Consider the following 25,859-nt stretch of genomic DNA (forward strand, 5'->3'; position numbering starts at 1 on the left):
AGCGGCGAGGAATGACGAGCACATGCCGGTGAGCATCAAAGACGTGGCGGACGCCGCCGGCGTCTCCGTCGGCACCGTCTCGAATGTGCTCAACCGACCGGAGACGGTGTCAGCGGAGTCGGCCCAGCGCGTGCAACGGGCCATCGACGAACTCGGCTACGTGCGCAACGAGGCCGCCAGGAAGCTGCGCGTCGGAGTGTCGAACACGGTCGGATTCGTCGTGCTCAACGGGCAGAACCCGTTCTTCAACGACGTCGTGCGCGGCGCGGAGGACGAAGCCTCGCGCCACGGCATCGCCATCCTCTACGGCAACACCGACGAGGACACCGCGCGGGAGCGGCAGTATCTCGACCTGTTCGCCGAGCAGCAGGTGCGCGGAGTGCTGATCTCTCCCTACGGCGACATCCATCCTCGCCTCGAGCACCTGCGAGCCCGCGGCATCCGCGCGGTTCTCGTCGACCGGTTCGGCGGCGCGAGCCGGTTCAGCTCGGTGTCGGTCGACTCGGTCGCCGGCGGACGCCTGGCCGTCGAGCATCTGATCGAGACCGGCCGCCGGCGCATCGCCTTCGTCGGCGGCCCGATGGACATGCGGCAGGTCACGGACCGCATCGCGGGAGCGCGCGTGGCGATCGACAACGCCGCAGCCGGGATCGACTTCGAGGTGCTCTCGACGTCGGCCATGACGGTCGACGAGGGAGCGGCAGCAGGACTGCGGCTGCTCGAGAGACCGCGCCGCGACTGGCCGGACGCGCTCTTCGCGGCGAACGACCTGGTCGCGCTCGGCCTGCTGCAGTCGCTCACGGTGGACGGGCGGATGCTGGTGCCCGACGAGATCGCGCTGATCGGGTTCGACGACATCTCCTTCGCCTCCGCCGCCGCGGTGCCCATCTCATCGATCCGTCAGCCGAGCGCGATGATCGGCCGCACGGCTCTGCGCGTCCTGCTCGAAGAGAGCGACGACCCCGAGCTCATCCCCCGTCAGACCGTCTTCCAGCCGGAGCTCGTGGTGCGACGGTCGACCGCCACAGCCTGAGACCCCATCCGATCCGACCTCCGAGGAGCGACATGACCCGCGTAGCGTTCACCCTGCAGGTGAAGCCCGAGATGCTCGACGCCTACATCGAGCGCCACACCCCCGTCTGGCCGGAGATGCTCGCCGAGATCGCCGCGGCCGGTCGTCGCGACTACTCGATCTTCGTCGACCGCGAGAACGCGCGTCTGTTCGGTTACTACGAGACCGACGACGACGACGCTGCCCGCGAGCACCTCGCCGCGTCTCCCGTGGCCGCGCGGTGGGAGGCGTCGATGGCTGAGTTCTTCGTCGGTCTCGACGGCCGCGCCGACCAGGCGGCGACCACCCTCGTCGAGGTCTTCAACCTCGACGAGCAGCTCATGACCTCGCGGGGCTGACCAGAGCCTCGACCAGACGCTCCTCCGCTGCACCGAGGTGGTCGGCCAGCAGCGTCGCCGCGCGGTCGGCATCGCCTGCGTCGACCGCGTCGAGGATCGCCGCGTGCTGCTGCGCGATCGCGGCGGCCTCCAGCAGTCGCCTGCCCTGCACCTGGGTCATGCACAGCCGCACCTCGTCGAGCACGCTGCGGTACATGCGCGATGTGCGGTCGCTGCCGACCGCGTCGATGAGAGCGGTGTGGAAGCGGAGGTCGGGGTCGACCGTGGCGGTGTCGGCGGCGGCGGGCATGGCGAGCAGGTCCGCGTTGGCCGCTCGCGCGGCATCCGGCACCGCGCGCTCCCGTGCGAGCTCGCGCAGCGCCGCGCTCTCCAACCGCATCCGGGTGCGGTAGACGTCGCGGACCATCTCCGGGTCGATCGCGACGACACGCGCGCTGCGGTGCGCGGTGCGCACCAGGAGACCGGATGCCACGAGCTGCTCGATCGCGGCTTTGGCGCTGGGGCGGGCGACACCGAACGAGGCTGAGACCTTGGCCTCGGTGAGGGCGAGATCCGCGCCGATCTCTCCGCGGAGGATCTGGTCGCGCAGGCGGCGCGTCACGGCATCCACGACGCCGACGACGCCCAGGCGCGCGGCGGGATCGGAGGTCATGCACCCAGAGTAGAGGACGGTAGGCTCTTCGGTATTCTTGTCTGACAATCTGCTTCGGCGAAGGAGCCCCATGCCCACCACGCTCGCGCATCCGCTGTCCGACGAGACCCTCGGGTCGGGCACCGCGGTCTCGGTGCGCTCCATCGACCGATTCGCCCGCGCCCACGACGCGTCGCACTACCTGCTGATCCCGGATGCCGTGCTGTCGCCGACCGACGCCGCCGGCGTCGCCCGTGCCTTCGCCGCCGTCCGCGAGGCCGGCCGCACCCTCACCTTCCGCTCGGGCGGCACGAGCCTCTCGGGACAGGGGGTGTCGGGCGACATCCTCGTCGACACCCGCGCGGCCTTCCGCGGCATCGCCGTCGAGGAGGACGGCGAGCTGGTCCGTGTCGAGCCGGGCGCCACCGTCCGCCAGGTCAACACCCGACTCGCACGACACCGCCGCAAGCTCGGGCCCGATCCGGCCAGCGAGATCGCCTGCACGATCGGCGGTGTCGTGGCCAACAACTCCAGCGGCATGGCGTGCGGAATCACCGAGAACTCGTACCGCACGATCGATTCGCTGCTGCTGGTGCTCCCCAGCGGCACCGTGCTCGACACGGGTGCTCCCGACGCACTCGACCTGCTGCGCGAGCGAGAGCCGGCCATCGTCGCCGGACTGCTCGACCTCCGCGACCGCCTCCGCGCCTCGCCCGCGCACGTCGCCATGGTGGAGCAGCAGTTCTCCATGAAGAACACCATGGGCTACGGCATCAACGCGCTGCTCGACTTCGACGACCCCGTGAAGATCCTCGAGCACCTCGTGATCGGCTCCGAGGGCACTCTCGCGTTCGTCGCGGAGGCACGGTTCCGCACCGTACCCGTGCTGCCCTGCATCGCGACGGGGCTGCTCGTGTTCACCACGCTCGCCGACTCGATGTCCGCGCTGCCCGGGCTCGTCGCTCAGGGTCTCGCGACCGTGGAGCTGCTGGATGCCGCGTCACTGCGCGTCGCGCAGGGGCTCAGCGACGTGCCGGCCGCGATCGCCGACATCGACGTCCGCGACCACGCGGCGCTGCTCGTCGAGACGCACGCCGCCGATGTCGACGAGCTGCAGGCCGCCTCGACCGCCGCCCTCGCCGCGTTCGCCGAGCTCCCCCTCGCGACGCCCGCGCGACTCACCACCGACGCGGCCGAGCGCGCCTCGCTGTGGCACGTGCGGAAGGGCCTCTACACGGCCGTCGCCGGAGCGCGCCCGTCGGGCACCACGGCGCTGCTCGAAGACATCGTCGTGCCGGTCGACCGGCTGCTCGTCACCTGTCAGCGGCTCATCGAGCTGTTCGCCGAGCACGGGTACGAGGAGTCGGTGATCTTCGGGCACGCCAAGGACGGCAACGTGCACTTCCTCCTCAACGAGCGGTTCGACGACCCCGAGAGCCTGGCCCGGTACCGCCGCTTCACCGCGGACCTCGTCGACCTCGTGCTCGCTCAGGGCGGGTCACTCAAGGCCGAGCACGGCACCGGACGCATCATGGCGCCGTTCGTGCGCCGCCAGTACGGCGACGTCCTCACCGACATGATGTGGGAGATCAAGCACCTGCTCGACCCGCACGGCATCCTCAACCCCGGCGTCGTGCTCTCCGACGATCCGGAGTCGTACCTGCACGACCTCAAGCGGGTGCCGAGGGTGGAGAACGAGGTCGATCGCTGCGTCGAGTGCGGGTACTGCGAGCCCACCTGCCCCAGCAAGGACATCACGCTCACTCCGCGTCAGCGCATCGTGCTGCGGCGCGACATGGCCTGGGCCGAGGAGCAGGGCGACACCGCGCTGCTCGCCGACCTGCGCGCCGACTACGACTACGACGGCGTGCAGACGTGCGCGGTCGACGGCATGTGCGCCGTCGCCTGCCCCGTCGACATCAACACGGGCGACCTGGTGCGCAGACTCCGCGCCGAAGAGGCGTCGAAGATCGAGGACACGGCGTGGGATGCCGCGGCGAAGGGCTGGGGCGCCGTGACACGCCTGGGCGGCGTCGCGCTGACCGTCGCCGATGCCCTGCCCGCGCCGCTGGTCCGCGGTGTGACCGCGATCGGCCGCGGCATCCTCGGCGACGATGTCGTTCCGCTGTATGACGCGGCCCTGCCGCGCGGCGGATCGAAGGCGCCGGCGGCGCAGAACCCCGTCGACGCGCAGGTCGTGCTGTTCGGCGCCTGCGTCGGCACGATGTTCGGTCCCGAGGATCACGGGATCGGCTCCCGCGACGCCGTCCGCGCCCTGCTCGACCGCGCGGGGGTGCCGGTCGCGATCCCCGCCGATGCGGGCGGACTCTGCTGCGGCACTCCGTGGAAGTCGAAAGGACATCTGGCGGGGTACGAACGCATGGTCGACCGCGTTCTCGCCGCACTGTGGGACGCGAGCCGCGGCGGCGAGATCCCGGTCGTGTGCGACGCGGCATCCTGCACCGAGGGACTGCGCGTGATGCTGACCAAGCGCGCGCACGATCACCCCGAGTACGCGGGCATCGTGATCGAGGACGCCACGACCTACGTCGCGCGGGAGCTGCTGCCGGTGCTGACGGTCACCGAGAAGCTGCCGCGCATCGCCGTGCATCCGACGTGCTCGACGACCGCGCTGGGTGCGAACGGCGACCTGACGGCCATCGCGAACGCCGTCGCCGACGACGTCTTCGTCCCGGAGGGATGGGGATGCTGCGCGTTCGCCGGCGACCGCGGCATGCTGCACCCCGAGCTGACCGCGAGCGCCACCGCGGTGGAATCCGCGCAGGTCGCGGAGGCCGAGCGTGCGGGCGGGTTCGACGCCTTCGTCTCCGCCAACCGCACGTGCGAGCTCGGCATGAGCCGGGCGACGGGGAGGCCCTACCGACATGTGATCGAGGTGCTCGAGGAGATCACCCGCTGACGACGTGCGCCAGCGGGCGATCCCGATCATGACGCAGCGTCTCGTCTCCGCGAGACGACCCGCAGCACGACGTCGATCACGACGAATCCGAGCAGAGTCCAGCCGACCAGCGGCAGCCAGAGGCCGATGGCGACGGATGCCGCGGCCACCGCGCCGATCCCCCACCACGGCGCATCGGGCAGCGCCGGAGGCGGCGGGGTGCCTCCGAGTCGGAACCCTCGTGCTGTCGGGCGTCGCTTCCACCACAGGGCGTATCCGAGTACGACCATCGCGGCGAGCGCGAGGGCCACGACGAACAGGACGACCTGGTTGGCGAGCCCGAACAGCACGCCCATGTGGAGGTTGACTCCCCAGCTCGCGAGCTTGGCGGCGATAGGGAAGTCGGCGAAGTCGACCCGGTCGGCTACCTGCATCGTGGTGCCGTCGATTGCCAGCGAATCGCCTTCGGTCGGGAAGCTCGTCTTGATCTCCCGCACGGTCCATGCGGTGCCGGGCGCGGCGGGCGGCTTGATCTCGACATGGCCGGTGTCGACGTTCTCGCGCTGCGCGATCGCGAGGATCGCGTCGAACGTGGCGGGGTTGGCTGCTCCCGTCGGCGCGCTCTGCGCGTCGTGATGATGAGCATGCTCCCCGGCATCCGTCTCCCGCCCGTCGAGCGCCGTGTTCACCGTGGGCGTTCCCGCGTCGAACGACGCCCGCAGCGCGCTGACGTTCGCGCCCGCGTACTGCGACCAGGTGATTCCCGTCGCCGAGAGGAACAGGGCTCCGAGCAGCACCCAGATGCCGATCGAGGCGTGCCACCCGAACAGCCCGCGATATCCCCTGTGCGCGCGGTTCGGCCGCACGAAGTCGACCCTCGCCGCGACGCGGGCCTTGCGGACGCGGATGATCCACAGCGCGAGACCGGCGACCGCGACGATCCCGAGCCAGGAGGCGGCGAGTTCGCTGTACACCCGCCCCGGATCGCCGAGGTGAAGGCTGCGGTGCAGGTTGCTGATCCACGTGCGCAGCGGCGTCGAACCGCTCGTACCGTAGACGACGAGATCGCCGCGGATCTCCCCCGTCCCCGGATCGACGAAGACGGCGCGGGACTCGCTGGCGCTGAGGCCGTCCTCCGCGTACATGATGCGGGTGGTGTCGCCGTTGTCCGGAGCCGGCCGCACGGCGGCCAGCACGGCATCCTCACCCAGATAGGCGTCGGCGGCGGCGATCTGCGCCGCGAGGGTGATCGTGCTGTCGCTCTCGGGCGCGTGCAGCTCGTGCGCGTAGACGACCTGCTCGAGCTGCGGGGTCAGGGCGTACAGCGCCCCGCTGAGGGCGGCGATCAGGATGAACGGCCCGACGAGGATGCCGGCGTAGAAGTGCAGCCGTCGCAGCAGCGCGCTGAACCAGCCGCGCCGGCGGGTCGGAGCGGGTCTCGCGGGAGGGGACGTCTCGGTCTCGATGAGTGTCATGGGAGTGCTTTCCGTGCGGTCAGGTGAGAAGGGTGTCGCCGATGAACCCGCCGTCCCGGCATCCGGGCGGGATGGCGAAGACGGCGGAGCCGATCGGCGTGGTCCACTCGTTGAGCAGGTCGAGATCGTCGAGGCGCTGCTGCATGGGCGTGAACTGCCGGTCGATATCGGCCTGGAGCGACACGAAGATCAATCCGGACTCCGACACCTCGGCCCCCAGCGGTCGCTCGTCGTAGTTGTACGCGCGACGGAAGATGCGCTCGCTCCCGTCGCCACGGGCCCGGCGGATGTGCGCGAACTGCGGGATGACAGGGAATCCGATCGCGGTCTGGGCATCGAAGTCCGGCTCGTCGAACTCGCCGGTGCCGGTGAGCGGCGCACCGTTCGCGAGCGTGCGGCCGACCGAGGCGTCTCGGCCGCTGCGGTCGAGCCGATCCCACTTGTCGAGATCCATGCGGATGCGCCGAATGACCGCCCCGGTCCCGCCGGCGAGCCAGCCGTCGCCGGTCCACACGACGTCATCGAAGTCGGCCGTGCCGGGTTGCGGGTTCGTCGTGCCGTCGACCTGGCCGAAGAGGTTGCGCATCGTCGTGCCCGGCCGCTCTGTGCCGTAGGCGCGGCGGAACCCCTGCTGTGTCCAGCGCAGGTCGGCGAAGCCACGGGCGTCCTTCAACAGCATCCGGGTCGCGTGGGCCACGGTGAGCGGATCGTCTCCGGCGATCTGCAGCAGCAGGTCCCCGTCGGAGAACTCGGGACGCAGCCGATCCACGCGGAACGCGGGCAGGGGCGCGAGCCAGCGCGGGGCCTCACCGCCGGCCCGACCGACGAAGCCCGGACCGAATCCGAACGTCACGGTGAGGCGCGCGGGTGCGAGCGCCAGCTCGGGCTCGGAGTCGGCCAGCGCCGGCGTGCCCTGTGTGAGCCGTGCGGCGTCGTCGGTCAGGAGGCGCATGAGCCGGGTGAGCGCCGCCCTGTCGACGTCGGCGTGCAGGTCGAGCGCGACGAACACTCCGTGCGCCTGCGCGGCGGTGTCGATCCCGGCTTGGTGCGCTCCGAAGAAGGGCACCGTCTCGTCGCCGTTCATCGGCACGGACGCCGGCGCCGATTCGGGGCTCTGGCGGTTCAGGGCGAGGTCCGCTCCGACCGCCGCGACCGCGCCGACGCCGGCGACAGCCCCTCCGAGGAGGAACTGTCGCCGGGTCGACCCGATGCGGCGGGAGCGGGCGCCCTCAGAGGGCGCGGGCATCAGTGATCCATGCCCTCGTGCTCGTCGCCCGACTCGTAGTTCTCGTTCGCCCCGGAGTAGTCCTTGACCGGCGCGGTGAACTCGTAGGTCGAGTCGTCCGAGAAGGTGAGCGTGAACGTGGCCTCGTCTCCGGCCTTCAGCGGAGCGACGAGATCCATGAGCATGATGTGGTTCGCACCGGGTTCGAGGGGCAGCTCTCCTCCGGCGGGGATGACGAATCCGCCCTCGATCTCGCGCATGACCATCTCACCCGCCTCGTTCTCGACGGTCTCGTGCAGTTCGAGCATGCTCGATGCCTCCGACGTCACGGAGACGACGGTCACGTCCTCGTCTCCGCTGTTGACGAGCGTGCCGAAGGCCGCCGACATGCCCTCGTCGGCCGCCTTCACCCACGCGTCGTCGATGGTGACGACGTCGCCGGCGGGCGCGGTCTTCTCGGCGGTGGGGCCGTTGTCGGCCGCGCAACCGGTCAGCGCGAGCAGAGAGACGGCCGCGACGGCGAGCAGACGGGTGATGGGCTGGGATGCGGTGGTTTTCATGATGATGCCTTTCAGATTTCTGTCGCGGAGTCACCGGTGTCGGGCGCCGCGGCTGCCGTCCGAGGACGGCGAAGGAGTCGGATGACGACGAGAAGCGCGACAGCGACCGCTGCCCCGATCCCGCCGACGAGCAGCACGCGCAGCACGCCGCTCGTCTCGTCTGCGATCTGATCCGGCTCGCGCGCGGGAGCGCCGGCGGGTGCGGTCCCGCCTGACGTGCTGCTCGCCGCGGCCAGGGGCTCCGCGTCGCCCACGGTGAACGGGATGACGCCCGAGATGGGGTGTCCGTCCTCCGAGACGACCTGCCACCGCACCTGGTAGCCGGCGACCGGCAGGTCGGGCTTCAGCTCTGCGGTCACCGTGCTGCCCGACACCGTCACGGCGCCGGTCGCCCACTCGGTGCCTTCGCCGTCGACGACGAGCACCACGGCGCCCGTCGTCGATTCGTCGAGCACGAGGAGCTCACCGGAGAAGGTCATCGAGATCGCGGTCGGAGCGACGGCGAGCTGTTCGCCCTCGCCCGGTGTGCTCGAGATCAACTGGTCATGGGCGGATGCCGGAACCGCCGTCGCGACGACCGCGACGGCACCCAGCATCAGCCCTGCCGCATACCTGCGGAAAGGGGACATGGAAGGGGGACCTCTCGACGGGCGTCCTCGACGGACGCCGTTCTGCGTGCGGAGTCCGCGCACGGGTGCGCGGCGATGACGCGCCTCGTCGGTCGGACGACGTCGGCGCGAAGGAGATCAGATCGCGAGAGGAACGGGCGGCGCCCGACCGCGGAGCGCGGTCAGGTGAGCGGATGCCGCGGCAGCCGCCACGCGGAACTCGCCGCGGAGACGGAGCGGCCCGCGGACGGGGAGGAACGATGATGCGACGTCGACCCGACGGCGCAGCCACTGCACGGCTCGTCCGGCGAGTCCGCGCAGCGCGTGAACGAGGCGCTCGCCCCGATGCAGGGCGGCGATGGTGAGGAGCGCGGCGAGGAGGTGCGCCGCCCACATGGAGCCGTCGGCGACGACCGCATCCGTCACTCCCCCGCCCGCGGGCAGGACGAGGGGGCCGCCATGCACGTGTGCGGGAGCGGTCATGCCGGACGGAGTCACGGTGCCGAGCACGAAGAGGACGTGGAAGAGGAACTGGCTCGCGCCGACCGACAGGGCGAGCCTGATCAGCGACAGCCGCCGACCGGCGAGGACCACGCAGACGGCCAGCGACAGGATCCACGGCACGAGGATGCCGAGGGGGCCCGGCATCTGTCCGCCACCGGAGACGTGGCCGGCGAGGGCGACGAAGATCGCGAGAGTCGACGAGGCGAAGCCGCGGATCACGGCTGGCCGACGGGACTCGATCACGCCTCTAGTCTGTCAGCTTCCGAGCAGCTCCCGTGAGGATCGCGAGGAACCCGTCCTCGAGCGATCGGCTGAGGGTCGCCGCATCGCTCAGGTAGCCGTTCACCATCGCGCCGTCCCGCAGGATCATGAACTGATCGGCGACCGCGGCGGGGTCGTCGGCGCCGGACTCCGCCGCGAGTCCCGAGAAGTGCGCCCGCAGCGCCGCACGGTGCGCATCGACCGCGATGCGCACCGGATCGTCGGCGTCGGGATACTCGGCCGCCGCATTGATGAACGCGCAACCGCGGAACGAGGGCGCGCAACTCGCGGCGCCGATGCCGGCCGCGATCGCGCGGAGGGATGCCACGGGGTCGCCCTCCTGCGTAGTGCTGTCGAGCCAGGCGCGCTCGGCGGCGGACTGCCGCTCGAGGTAGGCGACGACGAGGTCGCTCTTGGATCGGAAGTGCCGGTAGAACGTCACCTTGGTGATGCCGACCTGTTCGATGATGCGGTCGGCGCTCGTCGCGCGGATGCCATGGGCGTAGAACAGCTCGTTCGCGGCATCCAGGATGCGCGCGCGCGTCGCCGCTCCACCGGTCCGCCGCTCGATACCAGTCGTCTCCGTGGCCATGTCATCACCCTCCGAGGTTTGGTGGAACGCTCGCGGGGACCAGCGTAGACGAACTACTAACACTGTGCGCTTGCGCATCGGCGCCCGGTCGCCTATCGTCCATGTAGACGAACTAGTAACACCACACGCCCCTATCCGGAAACCTCCGAGAGGATCCCCACCTTGACCACGTCGACTCCTTCCCTCCCGCCCGCAACGGACTCCGCGCTCGGCTTCCGTCGCGCCCTTCGCCGGCTGTACGTGATCCGCGCGGCATTCGCGGTCGTGTGGGCGGGCCTGCTCGTCGCGACCGGCGGCGCCGCGGGTCCGCTGCTGACCGTGCTGCTCATCGCCTACCCGCTGTTCGATGCCGCCGCCGTGCTCTGGCAGCTGCGCTCCGCCCCCGAGGTCGATCGCTCGACCACGAGCGAATGGGTGAACGTCGTCGTCAGCGTCGCGGTGGCGGTGGCCCTCGGCATCGCGTCGTCGTTCTCGCTCCCCGCTGCGCTCGCGGTCTGGGGCGCGTGGGCCATCGGCGCGGGACTGCCTCAGCTGATCTCCGCGATCCGCAACCGCCGCTCGGGCGGACAGGTACCGCAGATGCTCAGCGGCGGCATCTCGCTGTTCGCCGGCTCGGCCTTCCTGATCCAGGGCCTGCAGGGCGCCGACACCATCATCGGCACGGCCGGTTACGCGACCCTCGGCGCCGTGTTCTTCCTGGCATCGGCGATCCGCCTGACCGCGGTGCTGCGGAAGAGCCTGCGGTAGCGGGGCTACCCGATAGTGCATACCCGGCCTAGACGTTTGTCTAGTAGGAGATAGACAGAAGTATTAACGCCGATCCGGCCCCGCTTTGGCAGGGCGCCACAAACTTCGCGCAGCCGTGCCCGAGCGCATGGGAGGGTGAGACGTCTCCAACGACGGAGCGAATGCTTCCGGCCGTTCTGGGGATCGGCGACGCGGATGGGGATCCAGCGTCAGGACAGCGTCCGCTCGCCCCCCCATACACAGCGAGATACCGCATCCCCCTCACGACCCGAACGTGAGGGGGATCGCTTTTTCCCGGGAGCGGTTCACGACCCGCATACGCAGAGATCCCCCGCCGAAGCGAGGGATCTTTCTGCGGAGACGAGGGGATTTGAACCCCTGGTCCCCGTAAGGGGACTCCACCTTAGCAGGGTGGTGCACTAGGCCGGACTATGCGACGTCTCCAGGCATCCGCTCCGTGAAGACCGGATGCACCTAGCCATCGTAACGGATCACGGGGCATGTCACGAACCGGGCTCCACCACCCCCGCGTGTCCGACCCCGCACAGTTCACCGGGTCGAGTCACGGACGACGAGCTCGGGCTGGAAGACGACGTGCTCCGCTGCTCGGGCGGGGTCGTCGCTGTGCTCGAGCAGCAGCCGCATCGCGGTCTCCCCCATGAGCAGGCTCGGCTGGCGGACCGATGACAGCGGGACGGCGGCCGCGGCGGCGAAGTCGATGTCGTCGAATCCGATCAGGGCGATGTCGCCTGGTACGCGGATGCCGTGGGTCAGCAGCCCCTGCAGGACGCCGAGCGCGACCAGGTCGTTGGCGCAGAAGATCCCCTGCGGTCGCTCGCCGGGCGGCATCGCGGCGATCCGGTCCCCGGCGGCGCGACCGGCATCCACCGTCGACGCGTCAGACGGAAGCGTCACGAGCACGGCATCCGTTCCGGCGACGGCGCGACGGGCACCGGCGAGTCGATCGTCGATCTGCCGCATGTCGAGCGGTCCGCCCACGAAGAGCAGACGCCGCCGCCCGGTCTCGAGCAGGTGGCGCGCTGCGAGGTACCCGCCGGTCTCGTCGTCGACCGACACGCTGCTGAAGGAGTCGTCGGCGCCGCGTCGGTCGACCAGCACGGCGGGGATGCCGCGATCCCGCATGAGCCGCAGGCGCGGACCGGCCTCCTGGTACGGCGACAGGAGGATGCCGCGCACGCGCTGCTGCTCGAAGAGGTCGATGTGCCTGGCCTCCTGCGCGGGGTCCTCATCGCTGTTCGCGAGCACGACTGACAGCCCGTGACGGGCCGCCTCGCGTTCTGCGCCTCGTGCGAGCTCGGTGAAGAACGGGTTGCGGACGTCGAGCACGACGAGACCGACCATGAGGCTGCGACCCGCGCGCAGCTGGCGAGCGGCGTCGTTGCGGACGTATCCGAGCTCGGCGATCGCCTGCTGGACACGGCGCACCGAATCCGGCTTCACGCGCTCGACATTGTTGAGCACGTTGGAGACGGTGCCGACCGAGACGCCCGCCCGGTCGGCGACGTCGCGGATGCTCGCCGCCATCGCCACGCCCTCCTCCGGTCGGACTCCCTGCTCAAACCCTATCGATTCCTCCGGAACCGGTTGACGGATGCGATCCGCTGGCATAGTTTATGAAACGATTCATATCCATAGAAAGCGAGCGACAATGTCCGTCCTCACCACCGACCACCTCGCAGCCCTCGAGCAGCAGGGCATCGAGCTCCCCAGCTGGGCCTTCGGAAACTCCGGCACCCGCTTCAAGGTGTTCGGCACGCCGGGCACGCCGCGCGACCCCTGGGAGAAGATCGCGGATGCCGCGCAGGTGCACAAGTACACCGCGCTCGCCCCCTCCGTCGCCCTGCACATCCCCTGGGATCTCGTCGACTCGTTCTCCGATCTGCGCAAGCACGCGGAGGACCACGGCGTGCAGCTCGGCACCATCAACTCGAACACATTCCAGGACGACGACTACAAGTTCGGGGCATTGACCCACGAGGATGCCGCGATCCGCCGCAAGGCGATCGACCACCACCTCGCGTGCATCGACGTGATGGATGCCACGGGCAGCCGCGACCTGAAGATCTGGCTCGCCGAAGGATCGAACTACCCCGGCCAGGCCGATCTGCGGGGCCGCCAGGATCGCCTGCACGACTCGCTGCAGGAGATCTACGCGCGACTCGGCGACGACCAGCGCCTCGTGCTGGAGTACAAGTTCTTCGAGCCGGCGTTCTATCACACCGACGTTCCCGACTGGGGCACCTCGTACGCGCAGGTCAGCGCCCTCGGCGACAAGGCCCTCGTCTGCCTCGACACCGGTCACCACGCACCCGGCACCAACATCGAGTTCATCGTCATGCAGCTGCTGCGTCTCGGCAAACTCGGATCGTTCGACTTCAACTCCCGCTTCTACGCCGACGACGACCTCATCGTGGGCGCCGCGGACCCGTTCCAGTTGTTCCGCATCCTCTTCGAGGTGATCCGCGGCGGCGGCCTGAACAACCCCGATGTGGCGTTCATGCTCGACCAGTGCCACAACATCGAAGACAAGATCCCCGGCCAGATCCGCTCCGTCCTCAACGTGCAGGAGATGACGGCCCGGGCTCTGCTCGTCGACCGCGACGCCCTCACCGCCGCCCAGAAGTCCGGCGACGTGCTCACCGCCAACGCCGTGTTCATGGACGCGTTCTCCACCGATGTGCGCCCTGCTCTCGCCGAGTGGCGCGAGAGCCGCGGCCTCCCCGCCGACCCGATGGCCGCGTACGCGGCATCCGGCTATCAGCAGAAGATCGCCGCAGACCGCGTGGGCGGCGTGCAGGCCGGCTGGGGCGCCTGAGCGCGCCGACCATCGACCCCCCGATCAAGGAACGAACTGATGACGAATCCCACCGCAGCCGCCCTCATCGAGCGGTCGAACCGCCTGGGCGCAGACCCGAAGAACACGAACTACGCGGGCGGCAACACGTCGGCGAAGGGCACCGCGACCGACCCCGTCACCGGCCAGCCGGTCGAACTGCTCTGGGTCAAGGGCTCGGGCGGTGACCTCGGGACGCTCACCGAGCAGGGCCTCGCGGTGCTCCGGCTCGACCGCATGCGTGCGCTCGTCGACGTCTACCCCGGCCTCGACCGCGAAGACGAGATGGTGGCGGCCTTCGATTACTGCCTGCACGGCAAGGGCGGTGCCGCACCGTCGATCGACACGGCCATGCACGGACTCGTCGACGCCGCGCACGTCGATCACCTGCATCCCGACTCCGGCATCGCGATCGCGACGGCCGCCGACGGCGAGACGCTGACCTCGACGATCTTCGGCGACAGGGTCGTGTGGGTGCCCTGGCGCCGCCCCGGCTTCCAGCTCGGCCTCGACATCGCCGAGATCAAGGCGCAGAATCCTGCCGCGATCGGCTGCATCCTCGGCGGGCACGGCATCACCGCCTGGGGCGACACGTCCGACGAGGCCGAGACGAACTCGCTGTGGATCATCGACACCGCCGCCGCGTACATCGCCGAGCACGGAGCATCGGAGCCCTTCGGCGGCGTGCGCTCCGGGTTCGAGGCGCTGCCCGACGACGAGCGCCGCACGCGCGCTGCCGCGCTGGCCCCGACGATCCGCGGCATCGCCTCGACCGACAAGCCGATGGTCGGCCACTTCACCGATTCCGACGTCGTGCTCGACTTCCTCGCCTCCGAGCGCGCTCCCGAGCTGGCCGCCCTGGGCACGAGCTGCCCCGACCACTTCCTGCGCACCAAGGTCAAGCCGCTGATCCTCGACCTTCCGGCCACGGCATCCGTCGAGGAGCAGATCGCCCGCCTGCACGAACTGCACACCGAGTATCGCGCCGACTACCGGGCGTACTACGACGCGCACGCGACACCCGAGTCGCCCGCGATCCGCGGCGCCGACCCGCTCATCGTGCTCGTTCCCGGCGTGGGCATGTTCTCGTACGGTGCGAACAAGCAGACCGCCCGCGTCGCCGGCGAGTTCTACGTCAACGCCATCAATGTCATGCGTGGCGCCGAAGCACTGTCGACCTACTCCCCGATCTCCGACGCCGAGAAGTTCCGCATCGAGTACTGGGCGCTGGAAGAGGCCAAGCTGCAGCGGATGCCGAAGCCGAAGAGCCACCAGGGCCGCATCGCCTTCGTGACCGGCGCGGCCAGCGGCATCGGCAAGGCCATCGCGACCCGTCTCGCTGCTGAGGGCGCCTGCGTGGTCGTCGCAGACCTCGACCTCGAGAAAGCGCAGGCCGCGGCGGCCGAGCTGGGCTCGACGGACGTCGCGATCGGCGTCGCGGCGAACGTCGCGGATGCGGATGCCGTGCACGCCGCCCTGAACGACGCCGTCCTCGCCTTCGGCGGCGTCGACCTCGTCGTGAACAATGCCGGTCTGTCGCTGTCGAAGCCGCTGTTGGAGACCACCGAGAAGGATTGGGACCTGCAGCACGATGTGATGGCCAAGGGCTCGTTCCTCGTGTCCCAGGCTGCCGCGCGGGTTCTCATCGACCAGAAGCTGGGCGGTGACATCATCTACATCTCGTCGAAGAACTCGGTGTTCGCGGGGCCGAACAACATCGCCTACTCGGCCACCAAGGCCGATCAGGCGCACCAGGTGCGGCTGCTTGCGGTCGAGCTCGGCGAGCACGGCATCCGCGTGAACGGGATCAACCCCGACGGAGTCGTGCGCGGCTCGGGCATCTTCGCCTCCGGCTGGGGCGCGAACCGTGCTGCGACCTACGGCGTCGCCGAGGAGGATCTGGGACAGTTCTACGCCAACCGCACGATCCTCAAGCGCGAGGTCGTGCCCGAGAACGTCGCCGACGCGGTGTACGTGCTCACGGGCCCCGAGCTCAGCCGCACCACGGGCCTGCACATCCCGGTCGACTCCGGCGTCGCGGCGGCGTTCCTCCGATGACCATCCCCCGCTTCCACCCGCGCCGACCCACCCCCCTCCGCGCGAGCCACCCCTCTCCGCACGGTGAATACGGGGGTCGCTCGCGCACACGGGGGTGGCTCGGCGTCGGTGGGGTGTGCCCATGACCGTCCGCGCGGTCGCCGCCGTCGATCTCGGGGCGACGAGCGGACGGGTCATGATCGGACGCATCGGCGACGGACGGCTCGACCTCGAGCTCGTGTCACGGTTCCCCAACGGCCCCGTCGAGCGCGACGACGGCCTGCACTGGGACTTCAGCGCCCTGTACGAGAACGTCGTCGCCGGACTCGCGGAGGCCGTGCGCCGGGAACCGGGCATCGAGAGCATCGGCATCGACTCCTGGGCGGTCGACTACGGATTGATGGCCGACGGCGAGCTGCTCGCGGAGCCGTTCCACTACCGTGACGACCGCACGGCTCGCGGCGTCGACGAGGTGCACGCGGTCGCCCCGTTCGCGGAGCTCTACCAGCGCAACGGTCTGCAGTTCCTTCCCTTCAACACGCTCTACCAGTACCGCGTCGACCCACGGCTGCCCGAGGCGGAGGTCGCACTGCTCGTTCCCGACCTCATCGCGTTCTTCCTCACGGGCGTCGCAGTCGCCGAGCGCACGAACGCCTCGACCACGGGTCTGCTCGGCGTGACGACCGGCGAGTGGGATGCCGAGCTCGCCGATCGTCTCGGCATCCCCTCGCGCGTCCTGCCTCCTCTCGTCGACCCCGGCACCGTGATCGGCGCGCTGCGCCCGGAGCTCGCGCAGCGCATCGGCGCGGCGCTGCCGGTGATCGCGGTGGGTTCGCACGACACCGCATCCGCCGTCGCCGCCGTGCCGCTGTCGTCGCCGCACTCGGCCTACATCTCCTGCGGCACCTGGGGACTCGTCGGCGTCGAACTGGCCGAGCCGGTGTTGACGGATGCCGCGCGCGCAGCGAACTTCACGCACGAGCGCGGCGTCGACAGACGCTACCGCTTCCTGCACAACGTCACGGGACTGTGGCTGCTGAGCGAGACTGTGCGCGCCTGGGAGTCCGAGGACGGCGCGGCGATCGACCTGCCCTCCCTGCTCGACCAGGCATCCGGCGTCGGCGGTGACGTGCCCCTGTTCGACGCGAACGATCCGTCAGTCAGTGCCCCCGGCGACATGCCGGCGCGGATCGCCGCCCTTCTCGGCGACGATGCGCCGACCTCCCGTCCGGCGTTCGCGCGCTCGATCGTGGAGTCGATCGCCGCCGCGTTCGCCGCCGCCGTCCGCACCGCGGAGGGGCTCACGGGTCGTGAGGTCGACAGCATCCACCTCGTCGGCGGGGGCTCGCTCAACCGCCTGCTGTGCCAGGCGACAGCCGATCGCACGGGCCTGCCGGTCCTCGCCGGGCCGGTCGAGGCGACGGCGCTCGGCAACGTCCTCGTGCAGGCACGTGCCCGCGGCGCGGCGCCTGCGGCGCTCGAGGACCTGCGCGCACTCGTCGCGGCCACCCACGCGCCGGAGCTGTTCGCCCCGCGCAGTTGACGCCCCTCCGTCGAAACCCACCTCGCGCGTCGAGACCCACCACCCGCGGCGTCGCGGACGATGGGTCTCGACGCGGGTGGTGGGCCTCGGCGCGAGGCGCGGTCGTCAGCCCTGCGGCAGGGACCCCGCGTTCGCGCCGGCGAGCAGCTGCTCGATCTGCTCGTGCGTCACGTCGACACCGGGGAAGCCGATGAGGCGCCCGATGGGGAACGACGCCATCATCTTCTGCATCGCGTCGTCGTTCGGCATCATGGATGCGGCCGACGAGTCGGCGCCGGTCAGGCCGCCCATCAGTCCACCCAGCGCCTCCGTGACGATCGGACCGGCCACCGGGTGCGACACCACATCTCCGATCGACGAGTTCAGGGTCAGCGGCAGCGATACCTCGTCGCCCTCGACCGCGACCGTCACCGTGGTGCGGATGTCGCGGCTCGACGCGGCCACCTCGACGGTGTAGTCACCGCCCTCGACGACCCAGCGGTCGATCCGGACGTCCCAGTAGGCGAGGTCTTCGCGACGCACGACGAGCTCCACCGTGCGCGTCTCCCCCGCGGCGAGCGCCACCGACGAGAACGCCTTCAACTCGCGCGGCGCGCGCTGCACGACAGAGCCGACGGGCGCGATGTACACCTGAACGACCTCGCGCCCGTCGCGATCACCGCCGTTCGTGACGTCGACTCGCACGGTCACGTCGCCGCCGTCGGACACCTCCGCCGTCGCATCGCCGTACGAGAACGTCGTGTACGACAGGCCGTGCCCGAACGGAAACGCGACGTCGAGCCCCTTGGCGTCGTACCAGCGGTAGCCGACGAGGATGCCCTCGCCGTAGCGCACGTGACCGAACTCCCCGGGGAAGTTGCCGAACGACGGGTTGTCCTCGAGTCGCAGCGGGATGGTCTCGGTGAGCTTGCCCGACGGGTTGACCGCGCCGTAGAGCACGTCGGCGACCGCTCCACCGCCGGCCTGCCCCAGCAGCCAGCTCTCGACGATCGCGGGCACCCGGTCGGCGAACGGGAGCGCGACGACGCCGCCGTTCGACAGCACGACGACCGTGCGGGGGTTCGCCTCGATCACGGCATCCAGCAGCGCGAGCTGCACGGCGGGAAGGTCGATGTGGTCGCGGTCGAAACCCTCGGACTCCTCCGCGGCGGGCAGCCCCAGGAACACGACGGCCACCTCGGCGGCCCGCGCGGCGGCGACGGCTTCGGACCGCAGCTCCTCAGCGGAACGACCGGATGCCGCGACAGCACCGCCCTCGACAGCGAACCCCGCAGCGTACGAGACACGATCCCCGCCGACCGCGCTCATCTCGTCGAGGGCGGTGTCGACGCGCGTGGGGTTGATGAGCGAGGAGCCGGCACCCTGGAAACGAGGCTCGGTCGCGAACGCTCCGATCACGGCCACACGCTGCTCTGGGGCGAGCGGCAGCACGGCATCCCGGTTCTTGAGCAGGACGATCGACCGCCCGGCGGCCTCGCGCGCCAGCGCGTGGTGGGCGGCGGTGTCGAGCGGCCCCGCTGCGGCATCCCGCGCCTGGGCCTTGCGGACGAGGGCGATCGCGCGGTCGGCCGCGACGTCGAGCACGGTCTCGTCGAGTTCGCCGGACTGCACGGCGGCGGCGAGCTGAGCATCCGTCCTCCCGCCCGACGAGGGCATCTCGAGATCGAGGCCCGCCGCGACACCGGCGACGCGGTCGTTGACGGCGCCCCAGTCCGAGACGACGAGGCCGTCGAAGCCCCAGTCGTCGCGGAGCACCTGCGTCAGCAACCACGGGTCCTCCGAGGCGTAGACGCCGTTGATGCGGTTGTACGAGCACATGACTGTCCACGGCTGCGCGTCGCGCACGACCCGCTCGAAGCCGCGCAGGTAGATCTCGCGCAGGGGCCGAGGGTCGACGTCGGAGCTCGCACGCATCCGATCGAACTCCTGGTTGTTCGCCGCGAAGTGCTTGAGAGACGACCCGACGCCCTGCGACTGGATGCCGCGCACCGACGCGGCACCGAGGACGCCGGAGACCAGCGGATCCTCCGAGAAGTATTCGAAGTTGCGACCGCAGAGCGGAGAGCGCTTGATGTTGATGCCGGGGCCGAGCACGACCGCGACGTTCTCGATCGCGGCCTCCACGCCGATCGCGGCGCCGACGCGCTCGACGAGCTCGGGATCGAAGGAGGATCCGATGCCGACCGCCGGCGGGAAGCACGTGGCTGGCACGCTGCTGGCGAGACCGAGGTGGTCGGTGGCGTCCGCCTGCTTGCGGAGTCCGTGCGGACCGTCGGTCATCATGATCGACGGCAGGCCCACCCGGTCGATGCTCTTCGTGGTCCAGAAGTCGGCGCCGCTCGTGAGCGAAGCCTTCTCCTCGAGGGTGAGGTCGGATGCCGAGGTGTCGGTCATGGTCGTCCTTTCGCGGCGACGGCGGTGTCTTCCGAAAACCATACGACAGTCAGTATTGGAATTCAAACAGCATTCAGGATTAGGGTCGAGGGATGGCACGACGAGGTTCATACGCGAAGGGCGTGGCCCGGCGTCAGGAGATCCTGGAGAGCGCCCTCGACGTCATCGGGCGCACCGGCTACCGCAACGCGTCGCTCAAACAGATCGCCGAAGCCGTGGGCGTCACTCCCGCGGCGCTGCTGCACTACTTCGGATCGAAGGAAGAGCTCTTCACCGAGGTGCTCCGTACACGCGACGAGCACGACGAGCGCGACCCCCGTATGAACGATCCGGGGGATGCGAAAGCGGCTTTCCTCGACGTCATCCGCCACAACGCCGAGGTGCCGGGCGTCGTCGAGCTGTTCTCGCGCCTGGCAGTGGATGCCGCCGACCCCGAGCATCCCGCCCACCGGTACTTCCTGGATCGCAGCGAACGTCTCCGCGGCCGCATCGCCGAGGCGTTCGACGGCGACACGGTGGAGCGAGCGGCGCTGGACGCCGACACGACAGCGCGGGTCGTTCAGGCGGTCGCCGACGGCCTGCAGCTGCAGTGGCTGATCGACCCATCGGTCGACATGCCCGGCATCCTCGAGGCCCTCATGGACGTACTGTATCCACCGACGGCGCCACGCTGACCATCAGCCCGCGCCGGAAGCCCGGCCCCGGCGGGTCAGCGGACGTTGCCGTTGGAGCAGGTCTGCTGCGCTGCCGAGTTGCCCTTGATCGAGTTCGGGAGCGCGACGACGTTGCTCGGCTCCTCCGTGGCCGGCGCGGTGGCAGTCGGATCCGGCACCGTGGTGTCAGGGACGGGGTCGGTCACGACGACTCCGTCATTCGCGGTGTTCTCGTGCGTCACCTGCAGCTGGGCGTTCTCGTTGATCGCATCCCACATCGCCTGCGCGGCCGACTTGTTCGCGACGACCTTGTTCGGGTTGTCCGCATCCGTGCCGGTCGGGTACTGCAGGAACACGATGTCCTCGAAGGGCACCGACTTCACGGCCAGGGCGATCTGCGCGATCATCGTCGGGTTGGCGAGCGAGGTGCTGGTCTCCATGTTGCTCAGTCCGGTGTTCGCGAGCTTGAGCATCATGGGGAAGTTGCCGAGGGTGTCGCTGCTGATGAGCTTGCGCACGAGGCTCGACATGTACTGCTGCTGGTTGCCGATGCGTCCGAGGTCGCTTCCATCGCCGACTCCATGGCGGGTGCGCAGGAACTGCAGGGCCTCGAGCCCCTGGACGGTGTGCGTCCCGGCCGCCATGTCGAGGCCGGTGTACTTGTCCTTGATGGGGTTCGCGAGACAGACGTCGACGCCGCCGATCGCGTTGGTGATCTCGATCACGCCGCCGAAGGTGACGGACGCCGCGAACTGGATCTCCTGACCGGTGAGCTGGGTGATCGTCTTCGCGACGCAGTTCAGACCGCCGTCGGTGTAGGCGGTGTTGAGCGGCTGCTTGCTCATCGCGGAGTGCATGTTGCCCTTGTCGTCCTCGCAGGCGGGGATGCCGAGCATGAGGTCTCGCGGGAAGCTCACCACGGTGATGCGGCGGGGCTCTTCGGAGACGTGGACGAGCAGGTTCACGTCGTTGAGGGTGCCCTCGGAGTCGGCGCCGGAGCAGCGCTCACCGAAGTACTGCGCGTAGGCCTCCTCACAGGTGTCGACGCCCGTGAGCAGCAGGTTGAACCCGCCCTTGTACTCCCCGATGTCGGGGGGAAGCTCCTCGGTGCCCTCCAGCTCGACGGCGTTCGCCGACACGGTGCTCGTCAGGTCGTACGCGACGTAGGCGGCGACGCCGAGCCCGCTCACCAGCACGACGGAGAGGCCGATCGCGAGGAACTTCAAGAGCTGGCTGACAGCACCGGGGGTGCGCTGCTGACCATGCCGTGCGAGGGTACGGCGGCGTCGGGTGTGGGGACTCACTCGTGGCCTTTCGGTTCAGCGTCTCGGTGCGGCGACACCGTGCTTCGAAGCGGAGGGTGTGGGATTCGAACCCACGAGACATCTCTGCCCACTGGTTTTCAAGACCAGCTCCATCGGCCGCTCGGACAACCCTCCCGACAGACGAATCCGCCGACAAGCCGTGAGTCTAGCCGAGTTCTATTCTCCCGCGCTGACCTGGGCGGCTGCTGGAAGCGTGTTCAGCGCGTCGGCGAGGCCGCCGTCCTCGACGTCGGCCGTCGTCTCCCCGGCCGCGGCCTTCACTTCGGCGGGCGCCTGCCCCATGGCGACCGCGCGTCCGCCGATCTGCTGGGCCCACGTGAACATGCCGATGTCGTTGCGCCCGTCGCCCGCGACGAGCACGCGGTCTCCGTCGAAGCCGAGCTCGGTGCGCACACGCTCGAGGGCGGTCCCCTTGTCGACGCCCTGCGGGGCGATGTCGAGCCACGCCGTCCAGCCGATCGCGTACGACACCTCGTTGAGACCGGCGTCGGCGACGAGGCGGTGGAAGTCCTCCTCGTCATGGCCGGGCGAGACGACGACGACGCGCGACACGGGCTCGGCGACGAGTTCCTCGAAGCCGACCTGCCGCCCTCCGTCGAGGGTCCAGTCATCGAGGTGCTCTGTGTAGAGACGCTGCCCCGAGGCGAGCTCCACCATGTAGCGCGCTTCGGGCAGACGCGCGCGCAGCAGAGCCAGCACCGGCGACGCGTCGAAGGTCTCGATGTGCCAGCGCTCCCACTCGTCGCCGACCCGGCGCATCGTGACGGCACCGTTCGAGCACACGACGTACTCCGGCGTGAGGCCGAGCAAGTCGACGTACCGCTCCGTGGCGTTCCAGCTGCGGCCGGTCGCGATCGTGACCTCGTGACCGCCGTCGCGCAGTCGGGCGACGGCCTCGGGCACGCCGGGACTCATCGACTCGTCCTGCAGCAGGATCGTGCCGTCGACGTCGAGACCGATGAGCCAGGATGTCATGCGGTCGGCTCCAGCACCTCGAGGCCGCCCAGATACGGACGCAGCACCTCGGGCACGCGGACGGATCCGTCGGCCTGCTGGTGCGTCTCGAGCAGGGCGACGATCCACCGGGTCGTCGCGAGCGTCCCGTTCAGGGTCGCGACCGGCTGGGTCTTCGCCTGCTGACCGTCCTCCGCCGCCGGGCGGTGCCTCACGTCGAGGCGCCGCGCCTGGTACGTGGTGCAGTTCGACGTCGACGTCAGCTCCCGGAATGCACCCTGCGTCGGCACCCACGCCTCGATGTCGTACTTGCGGGCAGCGCTCGACCCGAGGTCGCCGGCCGCGACGTCGATCACCCGGTACGCGAGGCCGAGCGACGTGAGCATCTCCTCCTGCAGGGCGACCAGACGCAGGTGCTCCGCCTCGGCGTCCTCGGGCGTCGTGTACACGAACATCTCGAGCTTGTTGAACTGGTGCACGCGGATGATGCCGCGGGTGTCCTTGCCGTGCGATCCCGCCTCGCGCCGGTAGCAGGTGGACCAGCCCGCATAGCGGAGCGGGCCGCGTCCGAGGTCGACGATCTCGTCCTTGTGGTAGCCCGCGAGCGCGACCTCGCTGGTGCCGACGAGGTACAGGTCGTCGTCCTTGTCGAGGTGGTAGACCTCGTCGGCGTGCTCGCCGAGGAAGCCGGTGCCCTGCATGATCTCCGGGCGCACGAGCGTGGGCGTGATCAGCGGAACGAAGTCGTTCTGCAGCGCCTTGTCGAGCGCGAGGTTCATGAGCGCGATCTCGAGGCGGGCTCCGATCCCGCGGAGGAAGTAGAACCGGGCGCCCGACACCTTCGCCCCGCGCTCCATGTCGATCGCGCCGAGGATCTCTCCGATCTCGAGGTGGTCGCGCGGTTCGAAGTCGAACGCGGGCACCTCGCCCACGCGGCGCAGCTCGACGAAGTCGGCCTCGCCGCCGGCCGGCACACCGTCGATCACGACGTTCTCGATGCGCGCGAGCGCCTCGGCCGCCTTCTCTGACGCCTCGTTCGAGACCTGCTGCGCCTGCTTGACGCGGTCGGCGAGGTCCTTGGCCTGCGCGACGAGCGCGGCCTTCTCCTCCTTGGGCGCCTTCGCGACCTGCTTGCCGAACGCGTTCTGCTCGGCCCGGAGCTCCTCGAAGGCGGCGAGCGCGGCCCGGCGCGATCGGTCGGCCTCGAGCGCGGCGTCGACGGTGCCCTGGTCGTTGCCACGGGCGGCCTGAGAACGGCGGACGATCTCCGGGTTTTCGCGGAGGAGTGCGAGGTCGATCATCCACCAAGTCTATGGCGAGTCCCGGGCGCGTCAGCGCGGCGGGAGACCGCTCCGCGCGGCGTTAGAGTAGCGCCATGACGAAGAGCTCCCCGGCCCGGCGACAGGCCGCTCTCGTCTACAACCCCATCAAGGTCGCCGAGAGAGAGCTGCGCGCGCGGGTGCGTGAACTCTCGAAGGAGGCGGGGTGGGAGCATCCTGCGTTCTATCCGACGACGATCCAGGATGCCGGGCAGCGCGCGACCGCGCAGGCGCTGGAACGCGGGGTCGACGTCGTGCTCGTCGCCGGCGGCGACGGGACCGTCCGGGCGGTCTCGGAGACGATCGCGAACACGGGCGTGCCGCTCGCGATCCTGCCGAGCGGGACCGGCAACCTCCTCGCCCGCAACCTGGGCCTCCCGCTGGCCGGACCGGACGACATGATCAGGGCGGCGCTCGGCGACTTCCGGCATCCGATCGACATCGGGTGGGCGCGGCTCACGCGCGAGAACGGCGACGAGGAGGAGCACGCGTACGTCGTGCTCGCCGGCATCGGACTCGACGCCGACATGATCGCGAACACGCGTCCGGATCTCAAGCGCTCGGTCGGGTGGATCGCCTACGTCGACGGCGCGGCGCGCTCGCTCGTCACGGCGGAGCCCTTCCGGGCGGTGTTCCAGATCGACGACGGACGCCTGCACACCACGAAGGTGCACAGCATCCTCTTCGCGAACTGCGGCACGCTGCCGGCCGGCATCGCGCTGATCCCCGACGCGTCGATCACGGATGCCACGCTCGACCTCGCGGTGATCCAGCCGACCGGTGTGCTGGGCTGGCTGGGCGTGTGGCGCAAGATCTGGTGGGACAACTCGGTGCTGCGGCGATTCAGAGCCGGACGCCGGGTGCTCGACCGCCGTGGCAAGGACGCCTCTGTGCACTACTTCCGAGGCACGATCGCCGAAGCCGCGGCGAACCGGCCGACGCCCATCGAGCTCGACGGCGACGAGTTCGGCTCCGCCGTGCGCATCACCTGCCGGGTCGACCCCGGGGCCCTGCTGCTCGCGCTGCCGGCAGGGCATCCGATCTCGTCGCTCTGACGTTCGCGGGATCCGCTCCGCTCGTCAGCCGCGCACCTGCACGGTGCCGTCGAGCGAGTCGCCCACGAGCGTGAGCGTGAAGTCCCCGTCGTCGATCGCGTCGTCGTCGAACGAGAGGATCGTCGCGCGGGGCGCCATGTCCATCGTGCACATCTGCTCCGGGTCGGTCGCGAAGGTCACCGTACCGGTGTTGCCCGACCCCTCGACGCTGTCGACCACGGGCGGGCACCCGGACGAGCCCCAGGTGAGCAGCACGAGCGAGGAGTCGTCGAACCAGCCGGCCGAGGGCGTGTACTCGGTCGGAGAGCCCGGCGTCCCGGTGAAGGCCGCATCGCCCTCCAGGTCGACGTCGTCCTGCAGCTCTCCGTACGTCACCGCGAGCGTGATCTCCGCGGTCGGATCCACCCCTTCGGGGAGAGTGCCGAGGCTCGCGCGCTGCGCCATGTCGGCGGTGCAGACCTGATCGGCATCCGAATCGACGAGCGTCACCGAGACCTTCTGACCGTCAGCGCTCACCTCGTCGACCAGCGGGATGCAGGTGGACGACCCCCAGGTCACGACCGCGAAAGCCCGGCCGTCGTCGAGGATCGTGCCCTCCATGTCGTCGAACTCGTCGGACGCACCGGGCCCGGCCGACGGGTCCGAGGTCGTCTCCCCCGCACCCGCACCGGGGCCGACGGTGCAGCCGGCGAGGAGCAGCGCGGCGGCGAGGGCGGAAAGCGTGGCGGTGACGAGCCTGGGGGAGGTCATGCTCTCAGGCTAGCCACGGCCGAACAGCCCGCAAAGGACCGTTGACGAACTGCGGCCCAGCCG

22 protein-coding genes and 2 tRNA genes are annotated in these 25,859 nt (G+C 70.0%); 9 read left to right on the forward strand and 15 right to left on the reverse strand.

What is annotated here, in order from left to right; genetic code table 11:
* Positions 1 to 22: 22 nt before the first annotated feature.
* Both MRBLWO14_RS06090 and MRBLWO14_RS06095 read left to right on the forward strand, forming a co-directional pair.
* Positions 23 to 1,033, forward strand: a complete 1,011-nt coding sequence (locus MRBLWO14_RS06090; protein WP_341935566.1) for a LacI family DNA-binding transcriptional regulator — start codon at positions 23 to 25, stop codon at positions 1,031 to 1,033.
* A gap of 32 nt (positions 1,034 to 1,065) precedes the next feature.
* Positions 1,066 to 1,410 (forward strand): L-rhamnose mutarotase, encoded by a 345-nt coding sequence (locus MRBLWO14_RS06095; RefSeq protein ID WP_341935567.1) that lies wholly within the window; start codon positions 1,066 to 1,068, stop codon positions 1,408 to 1,410.
* On the opposite strand, the gene MRBLWO14_RS06100 is transcribed toward MRBLWO14_RS06095, so the two are convergent.
* Positions 1,391 to 2,062: a GntR family transcriptional regulator gene (locus tag MRBLWO14_RS06100; protein ID WP_341935568.1), complete on the reverse strand. Its 672-nt coding sequence runs from the start codon at positions 2,060 to 2,062 to the stop codon at positions 1,391 to 1,393. The genes MRBLWO14_RS06095 and MRBLWO14_RS06100 overlap by 20 nt on opposite strands.
* 70 nt (positions 2,063 to 2,132) lie before the next feature.
* Between MRBLWO14_RS06100 and MRBLWO14_RS06105 the strand changes: the two genes are divergently transcribed.
* On the forward strand, positions 2,133 to 4,961 hold the full coding sequence (locus MRBLWO14_RS06105) for an FAD-binding and (Fe-S)-binding domain-containing protein (protein ID WP_341935569.1): 2,829 nt from the start codon (positions 2,133 to 2,135) through the stop codon (positions 4,959 to 4,961).
* Positions 4,962 to 4,987: 26 nt separating this feature from the next.
* On the opposite strand, the gene MRBLWO14_RS06110 is transcribed toward MRBLWO14_RS06105, so the two are convergent.
* From MRBLWO14_RS06110 to MRBLWO14_RS06135, 6 genes are all read right to left on the reverse strand, one after another.
* Positions 4,988 to 6,415, reverse strand: a complete 1,428-nt coding sequence (locus MRBLWO14_RS06110) for a PepSY-associated TM helix domain-containing protein (protein WP_341935570.1) — start codon at positions 6,413 to 6,415, stop codon at positions 4,988 to 4,990.
* A gap of 19 nt (positions 6,416 to 6,434) precedes the next feature.
* Positions 6,435 to 7,661, reverse strand: a complete 1,227-nt coding sequence (locus MRBLWO14_RS06115) for a Dyp-type peroxidase (RefSeq protein WP_341935571.1) — start codon at positions 7,659 to 7,661, stop codon at positions 6,435 to 6,437.
* The gene (locus MRBLWO14_RS06120; protein ID WP_341935572.1) at positions 7,661 to 8,200 is read right to left on the reverse strand and encodes a copper chaperone PCu(A)C; all 540 of its coding nucleotides are present in this window, start codon (positions 8,198 to 8,200) and stop codon (positions 7,661 to 7,663) included. Before MRBLWO14_RS06120 ends, MRBLWO14_RS06115 begins: the two co-directional genes overlap by 1 nt.
* 11 nt (positions 8,201 to 8,211) lie before the next feature.
* Positions 8,212 to 8,829, reverse strand: a complete 618-nt coding sequence (locus MRBLWO14_RS06125) for a copper resistance CopC family protein (protein WP_341935573.1) — start codon at positions 8,827 to 8,829, stop codon at positions 8,212 to 8,214.
* A gap of 117 nt (positions 8,830 to 8,946) precedes the next feature.
* Positions 8,947 to 9,555: a hypothetical protein gene (locus tag MRBLWO14_RS06130; RefSeq protein WP_341935574.1), complete on the reverse strand. Its 609-nt coding sequence runs from the start codon at positions 9,553 to 9,555 to the stop codon at positions 8,947 to 8,949.
* A gap of 4 nt (positions 9,556 to 9,559) precedes the next feature.
* On the reverse strand, positions 9,560 to 10,165 hold the full coding sequence (locus MRBLWO14_RS06135; protein WP_341935575.1) for a TetR family transcriptional regulator: 606 nt from the start codon (positions 10,163 to 10,165) through the stop codon (positions 9,560 to 9,562).
* A gap of 162 nt (positions 10,166 to 10,327) precedes the next feature.
* On the opposite strand from MRBLWO14_RS06135, the gene MRBLWO14_RS06140 reads away from it, so the two are divergent.
* Positions 10,328 to 10,912, forward strand: coding sequence for a hypothetical protein (locus tag MRBLWO14_RS06140; protein WP_341935576.1), 585 nt, complete (start codon positions 10,328 to 10,330; stop codon positions 10,910 to 10,912).
* 355 nt (positions 10,913 to 11,267) lie between these two features.
* Here MRBLWO14_RS06140 and MRBLWO14_RS06145 read toward each other — a convergent pair.
* Positions 11,268 to 11,356 (reverse strand) — tRNA-Ser (locus MRBLWO14_RS06145).
* 105 nt (positions 11,357 to 11,461) lie between these two features.
* A complete protein-coding gene (locus tag MRBLWO14_RS06150; RefSeq protein ID WP_341935577.1) occupies positions 11,462 to 12,457 on the reverse strand; it encodes a LacI family DNA-binding transcriptional regulator in 996 nt (331 codons plus the stop codon).
* A 124-nt stretch (positions 12,458 to 12,581) separates the two neighbouring features.
* Between MRBLWO14_RS06150 and rhaI the strand changes: the two genes are divergently transcribed.
* The 3 genes from rhaI (at position 12,582) to MRBLWO14_RS06165 (ending at position 17,346) form a co-directional block, all read left to right on the forward strand.
* Positions 12,582 to 13,748: an L-rhamnose isomerase gene (gene rhaI, locus MRBLWO14_RS06155; RefSeq protein WP_341935578.1), complete on the forward strand. Its 1,167-nt coding sequence runs from the start codon at positions 12,582 to 12,584 to the stop codon at positions 13,746 to 13,748.
* A 39-nt stretch (positions 13,749 to 13,787) separates the two neighbouring features.
* Positions 13,788 to 15,824, forward strand: coding sequence for a bifunctional aldolase/short-chain dehydrogenase (locus tag MRBLWO14_RS06160; RefSeq protein WP_341935579.1), 2,037 nt, complete (start codon positions 13,788 to 13,790; stop codon positions 15,822 to 15,824).
* Between the two features lie 121 nt (positions 15,825 to 15,945).
* Positions 15,946 to 17,346 carry a rhamnulokinase family protein gene (locus MRBLWO14_RS06165; protein ID WP_341935580.1) on the forward strand — a complete coding sequence of 467 codons (1,401 nt, stop codon included), beginning with the start codon at positions 15,946 to 15,948 and terminating at the stop codon, positions 17,344 to 17,346.
* Between the two features lie 105 nt (positions 17,347 to 17,451).
* Here the strand turns inward: MRBLWO14_RS06165 and MRBLWO14_RS06170 are convergent, their stop codons facing one another.
* Entirely contained in the window at positions 17,452 to 19,740 is a 2,289-nt protein-coding gene (locus tag MRBLWO14_RS06170) for a glycoside hydrolase family 3 C-terminal domain-containing protein (RefSeq protein WP_341935581.1), read from the reverse strand.
* Between the two features lie 92 nt (positions 19,741 to 19,832).
* Here MRBLWO14_RS06170 and MRBLWO14_RS06175 point away from each other — a divergent pair, with 92 nt between their 5' ends.
* Positions 19,833 to 20,414, forward strand: coding sequence for a TetR/AcrR family transcriptional regulator (locus MRBLWO14_RS06175; protein ID WP_341935582.1), 582 nt, complete (start codon positions 19,833 to 19,835; stop codon positions 20,412 to 20,414).
* A 35-nt stretch (positions 20,415 to 20,449) separates the two neighbouring features.
* Here the strand turns inward: MRBLWO14_RS06175 and MRBLWO14_RS06180 are convergent, their stop codons facing one another.
* The 4 genes from MRBLWO14_RS06180 to serS all read right to left on the reverse strand — a co-directional run bounded on the left by MRBLWO14_RS06180 (position 20,450) and on the right by serS (position 23,973).
* Complete coding sequence (locus tag MRBLWO14_RS06180) at positions 20,450 to 21,697, reverse strand: LCP family protein (protein ID WP_341935583.1); 1,248 nt, start codon at positions 21,695 to 21,697, stop codon at positions 20,450 to 20,452.
* A gap of 50 nt (positions 21,698 to 21,747) precedes the next feature.
* A tRNA-Ser gene (locus MRBLWO14_RS06185) sits at positions 21,748 to 21,832 on the reverse strand.
* 42 nt (positions 21,833 to 21,874) lie between these two features.
* Positions 21,875 to 22,693, reverse strand: a complete 819-nt coding sequence (locus MRBLWO14_RS06190) for an HAD family hydrolase (protein WP_341935584.1) — start codon at positions 22,691 to 22,693, stop codon at positions 21,875 to 21,877.
* Positions 22,690 to 23,973: a serine--tRNA ligase gene (serS, locus tag MRBLWO14_RS06195; RefSeq protein ID WP_341935585.1), complete on the reverse strand. Its 1,284-nt coding sequence runs from the start codon at positions 23,971 to 23,973 to the stop codon at positions 22,690 to 22,692. The genes MRBLWO14_RS06190 and serS overlap by 4 nt, the downstream gene beginning before the upstream one ends.
* A 74-nt stretch (positions 23,974 to 24,047) precedes the next feature.
* On the opposite strand from serS, the gene MRBLWO14_RS06200 reads away from it, so the two are divergent.
* Positions 24,048 to 25,046, forward strand: a complete 999-nt coding sequence (locus MRBLWO14_RS06200; RefSeq protein ID WP_341935586.1) for a diacylglycerol kinase family protein — start codon at positions 24,048 to 24,050, stop codon at positions 25,044 to 25,046.
* Between the two features lie 24 nt (positions 25,047 to 25,070).
* Here the strand turns inward: MRBLWO14_RS06200 and MRBLWO14_RS06205 are convergent, their stop codons facing one another.
* Complete coding sequence (locus MRBLWO14_RS06205; RefSeq protein WP_341935587.1) at positions 25,071 to 25,796, reverse strand: hypothetical protein; 726 nt, start codon at positions 25,794 to 25,796, stop codon at positions 25,071 to 25,073.
* Positions 25,797 to 25,859: the final 63 nt, after the last annotated feature.

Source organism: Microbacterium sp. LWO14-1.2, assembly GCF_038397715.1.
Lineage (GTDB): Bacteria > Actinomycetota > Actinomycetes > Actinomycetales > Microbacteriaceae > Microbacterium.

Bases quoted from the DNA above. Each gene is read 5' to 3' on its own strand.
- MRBLWO14_RS06175 (WP_341935582.1), top strand. From the start codon at position 19,833: ATGGCACGACGAGGTTCATACGCGAAGGGCGTGGCCCGGCGTCAGGAG.
- MRBLWO14_RS06115 (WP_341935571.1), bottom strand. From the start codon at position 7,661: ATGCCCGCGCCCTCTGAGGGCGCCCGCTCCCGCCGCATCGGGTCGACC.
- MRBLWO14_RS06095 (WP_341935567.1), top strand. From the start codon at position 1,066: ATGACCCGCGTAGCGTTCACCCTGCAGGTGAAGCCCGAGATGCTCGAC.
- serS (WP_341935585.1), bottom strand. From the start codon at position 23,973: ATGATCGACCTCGCACTCCTCCGCGAAAACCCGGAGATCGTCCGCCGT.
- MRBLWO14_RS06120 (WP_341935572.1), bottom strand. From the start codon at position 8,200: ATGAAAACCACCGCATCCCAGCCCATCACCCGTCTGCTCGCCGTCGCG.
- MRBLWO14_RS06125 (WP_341935573.1), bottom strand. From the start codon at position 8,829: ATGTCCCCTTTCCGCAGGTATGCGGCAGGGCTGATGCTGGGTGCCGTC.
- MRBLWO14_RS06160 (WP_341935579.1), top strand. From the start codon at position 13,788: ATGACGAATCCCACCGCAGCCGCCCTCATCGAGCGGTCGAACCGCCTG.
- rhaI (WP_341935578.1), top strand. From the start codon at position 12,582: ATGTCCGTCCTCACCACCGACCACCTCGCAGCCCTCGAGCAGCAGGGC.
- MRBLWO14_RS06105 (WP_341935569.1), top strand. From the start codon at position 2,133: ATGCCCACCACGCTCGCGCATCCGCTGTCCGACGAGACCCTCGGGTCG.
- MRBLWO14_RS06165 (WP_341935580.1), top strand. From the start codon at position 15,946: ATGACCGTCCGCGCGGTCGCCGCCGTCGATCTCGGGGCGACGAGCGGA.
- MRBLWO14_RS06170 (WP_341935581.1), bottom strand. From the start codon at position 19,740: ATGACCGACACCTCGGCATCCGACCTCACCCTCGAGGAGAAGGCTTCG.
- MRBLWO14_RS06110 (WP_341935570.1), bottom strand. From the start codon at position 6,415: ATGACACTCATCGAGACCGAGACGTCCCCTCCCGCGAGACCCGCTCCG.
- MRBLWO14_RS06150 (WP_341935577.1), bottom strand. From the start codon at position 12,457: ATGGCGGCGAGCATCCGCGACGTCGCCGACCGGGCGGGCGTCTCGGTC.
- MRBLWO14_RS06135 (WP_341935575.1), bottom strand. From the start codon at position 10,165: ATGGCCACGGAGACGACTGGTATCGAGCGGCGGACCGGTGGAGCGGCG.
- MRBLWO14_RS06100 (WP_341935568.1), bottom strand. From the start codon at position 2,062: ATGACCTCCGATCCCGCCGCGCGCCTGGGCGTCGTCGGCGTCGTGGAT.
- MRBLWO14_RS06200 (WP_341935586.1), top strand. From the start codon at position 24,048: ATGACGAAGAGCTCCCCGGCCCGGCGACAGGCCGCTCTCGTCTACAAC.
- MRBLWO14_RS06205 (WP_341935587.1), bottom strand. From the start codon at position 25,796: ATGACCTCCCCCAGGCTCGTCACCGCCACGCTTTCCGCCCTCGCCGCC.
- MRBLWO14_RS06190 (WP_341935584.1), bottom strand. From the start codon at position 22,693: ATGACATCCTGGCTCATCGGTCTCGACGTCGACGGCACGATCCTGCTG.
- MRBLWO14_RS06090 (WP_341935566.1), top strand. From the start codon at position 23: ATGCCGGTGAGCATCAAAGACGTGGCGGACGCCGCCGGCGTCTCCGTC.